Annotated in this window: 1 protein-coding gene; it reads left to right on the forward strand. The window is 73.5% G+C overall.

Annotation, left to right across the window (positions count from 1 at the left end; genetic code table 11):
• Window positions 1-286 precede the first annotated feature (286 nt).
• Complete coding sequence (locus ACFQ8C_RS36730) at window positions 287-3,793, forward strand: ALF repeat-containing protein (RefSeq protein ID WP_383466267.1); 3,507 nt, start codon at window positions 287-289, stop codon at window positions 3,791-3,793.
• Window positions 3,794-3,899 lie beyond the last annotated feature (106 nt).

A 3,899-nucleotide genomic window follows, 5' to 3' on the forward strand; every position in this document is an offset into this window, starting at 1 on the left:
GGGGACGCCCGTCGTCGTCCGCTCGGGCGTGGCCGATCCGTGCCTCGCGGGAGCGGACGCACAGACCTCCGGCGCCGGGCCCGCCACCAGGAGTGGCGCCACCGGCGGACCACAGGCCTCCGTACCAGCGGCCTGCCTGGACGCCGCGCGGCCGCCCCCTCTGGCGGTCCTGTCGCCCCATCGATTGCGAAACAGGGAAAACCGAGTGAAAAGCAGAGCGCGCCTTCTGGGCGCGACACCACCTCGCGGGCCGGCCGGACGCCGGCTGCGCGTGGTCGCCGCGACCGTGTTGTCAGCCGTTCTCCTCGTGGGGACGCTCGGTTCCGCACCGGCGACGGCGACGGACGAGGAGGAGCCGCCCCCCATCACCGCCCGCGGGCGCGTCGTGGAACTGTGGACGGCGGGTGGGCCGGGCGTCAAGGCCGCGGCCGAGGCCGCGCTGACCGGGACGGACGCCGACGTCGACCGGTTCCTCGCCGCCGAGCCGGTGATGCGCCGGGCGGACGACCGGGTGAACGTGTACGCGATGGTGAGTGTGGGCGGGATCGCCGTTCAGACGGCCGCTCGCACCGCCCTGCAATCCCCTGATCCCCAGGCCGTGGCCACGTTTCTGCAGAAGGGCTGGCAGGCGCCTCTGGCGCAGGACCGCCGCGTCGAGGTGCTCGCCGCCATGAGCACGGGCGGTCCGGGAGTTCAGGCCGCGGGGAAGAAGGCCCTCGAGGGCTCCCCCGAGGACGTTCGGGCGTTCCTGGAATCCGGTCAGCATCACGTCCGGAACACCGACAACCGTGTCACGGCCATGGCGCTGCTGAGCATCGGTGGCCCCGCGATGCAGGCAGCGGCGAAGACGGCTCTCAAGGGTGATCCGGCCGAGCTCCAGGAGTTCGTCGGCTCCGGTCAGTACATCGCGCGCAGCCGTGACCAGGAGCACGCCACCGTCGCTCAGCTCGCCGAGCAGGCGAAGGCCGCGGGTGCGCAGGCGGAGCGTTCGACGAAGCTGGCGGAAAGCAGCTCCGAGAGGGCTGTGAAGGCGGCGGCGGAAGCGAAGGCCGCCGCTCTGACGGCCGCCGAGGAGACTCGGCTGGCGCGCGAGGACGCGGTCCAGGCCGCGGCGTCGGCGGCGGTGGCCGCGGACGCGGCCCGCCGTGCCGCGGTCGCGGCCCAGCAGGCCATCAGTGCCGCACGGGCGGCCAGTCAGGCGGCGCGCGTCGCCGCCGCCGCGGCGTCCCAGGCGTCTGCCGCGGCCATCGGCGCGTCGAACGCGGCCAACCGGGCGCACAACGCGGCGTTCGACGCGTGGGGCAACGCGGACAAGGCCTCCGACGCGCGCAAGCTGGCCGACCAGGCCGATGCCGCGGCCGCGGCCGCGGAGGACTCGGCGAACTCCCTCGACCGGGCCATCGCCGCCGCGAACTCCTCGGAGAACGCGGCGACCGCGGCCAAGGGCGCGGCCGGTGACGCCACCGAGGCGGCAAAGGCCGCGACGGAGGCCGACAGGTACGCGGCGGAGGCCGGCGTCGGCTCCCGGGACGCACGCGCCGCCGCCGACCAGGCCCGCCGTCACGCGGCCGAGGCCACTCGCGCGGCCCAGGCCGCGTCCGCTCTGGCGGCCAAGGCCCGCATCGCGGCGACCAGCGCCGCCAAGGCGGCGCGGTCGGCGGCGGGCCACGCCCGCAAGGCCGCCGTGGAAGCCCGGCGCGCGGCCGACTTCGCCGGGCAGGCGAGCCAGGCGGCTTCCGAGGCCCGTCAGCACGCGGCGGAGGCCGATGTCGCGGCAGGAGAGGCGGAGAAGGCCGTCACCCAGGCCAAGGACGCGCACCAGCTGGTCCTGGACGCCGAGGCTGAGGAGCTCGCCGCCCGCACCGCGGGCGGCATCGAGAAGGCCACCGACGCGAAGCTCGCGACCGACCTGCTGCAGGACCAGGCGTACCGGGCGATCGAGGACTACCGTGCCCTCGACGAGGAGGCGGCCCGCCTGGGCCGGGAGGCCGCAGATCCCTCCCTCGGCACCGGGAGCCTGGCGGCCCAGGGCCGAAGGGTGGCGCTCGCGGCCGCCAAGAACCGCGGGCCGTGGTCGAAGGAGGCCGCCCTGGCGGCCCTCGCCGCGGACGACGCCGGGGTCCGGGAGTATCTCCTCACCGACTGGAAGCGAGCCGCCGAGGACGACGACCGTGCCCAGGTCGAGCGGATCGCCGACTCGGAGGAGCAGCCCGGCCAGGTGCGGACGGCCGCTGCGGCAGCCCTGGAGCAGCAGTCCCCGGAGCGGATACGGGAGTTCCTCTCCACGGGCCGCCACACGGCAGGGCGCACCGAGAACCGGATCCAGGTACTTGCGCTGGTGTCCGCCGGTGACAAGTCCGTACAGGAACTCGGCCGCAAGGCGCTCGAAACCGATACTCCGGACGCCCTGAACGCCTTCCTCAAGCGCGGACAGTACGAGGCGCGGCACACGGACGAACGCGCCTTCGCCCTCAGTCTGCTCAGCACCCCGGAGACCGGTGACGAGGTCAGGTCCGCCGCGCGGATCGCGCTCGCCGGGCCTCCCGCGCTCCTGCACGACTTCATGCGGTCCGGCCGCCACCGGGCTCAGGTCAAGGACGAGCAGACCGCCGCGCACCGCCACCAGATCGCCGGCCTGATCTCCGAGGCCTCGTCGGTGGCGGCACTCGCCCGGCAGAACTCCTGGAAGGCGGCCGCCTACGCGGCCACCGCGAGCGCGCAGGAAGGCGAGGCCCGACTGGCCGCGGCCAGCGCCGAGGCCTCCGCGCAGACCGCGGCGGGCTACGCGGAGGACGCGAAGAAGTCCGCGACCGCCGCCCAGCGTTCCGCCGATCAGGCGGCCGCTTCGGCCAGCACCGCGAGATCCGCGGCCGCGTCCGCGGCTCGCGACGCGGCGGCCGCGGAGGACTCCGCGCGCCGTGCCGCTCTGTCGTACGACCTGGCCCGGGGCTCAGCCGCCATGGCCCATCAGGCCGCCGACGACGCCCGTCAGGCCGCGATCGCGGCGGGCAAGGACGCGGACGCCGCCGAGCAGGCGAAGTGGCACGCCTTCGGCAGCTTCGTGGAGAAGTACCGGCAGGAGGGCATCCAGCGCCAGGCCGAGGAGGAGGAGAGGCTCCGCCAGGAGAAGACGGCCAAGGGCAAACTCATCTGCCCGATGGCGGGCGACCGCTACGGCACGGCCTGCTTCGTCGACGACGGCGAGACCCTCACTCACACGCTGGAGCCGCTCTACCCGTTCTTCAGTGCGGTCGTCGGGCTCGACGACCTCAAGGAGTGCGCGGAGAGCAAGACCTTCGAGTCGTGTGCGTGGGCCGCCGCCGCCATCGTGCCGATCCCCGTCGGCAAGCTCGGCACGGTCGCCGCCAGACTCGGCACGAAGGGCGACGACCTCGGCAAGCTCTTCAACAACGTCGAGGTCCTCGCCTTCACGGCCAAGGCCGGCCGGCCCAAGGTCCTGTTCAAGACCGACGCGTATGACGGGTTCCAGCATGTGAAGAACGCGCACCGCTCCGGAGGGTCCGAGAACACGGCGATCAAGGGCGTCTTCGAAGGAAAGATCGTCAAGGGCGACGAGGGACTCATGAAGGCGATCCAGCGCACCGTCAACGAGGGCAGAGGACCCCTGCCGAACATCCGGGACGGTGTCGTAGAGCCCGGCGACGTCTACGAGCTCGAGTTCTACAAGAAGGTCGGCAAGATGGGTGCGAAGCAGGGCTACCGAGAAGCCACGGCGATCAAGGTCCTCCTCGACTCCGAGACGGGCATGCTGGTCACGGCCCACCCCATTTAGTCCATGGCCGGCGGCAGGGTCGGCAGCGGCACGGGCGGGGCGAAGTCGTTGCCGGACCGGTTGAGGTGGATCCGCGGGCCGTCGGGATGGAGGTGGAGGAGGTCGG

This window comes from Streptomyces sp. NPDC056503 (genome assembly GCF_042794995.1).
GTDB lineage: Bacteria > Actinomycetota > Actinomycetes > Streptomycetales > Streptomycetaceae > Streptomyces.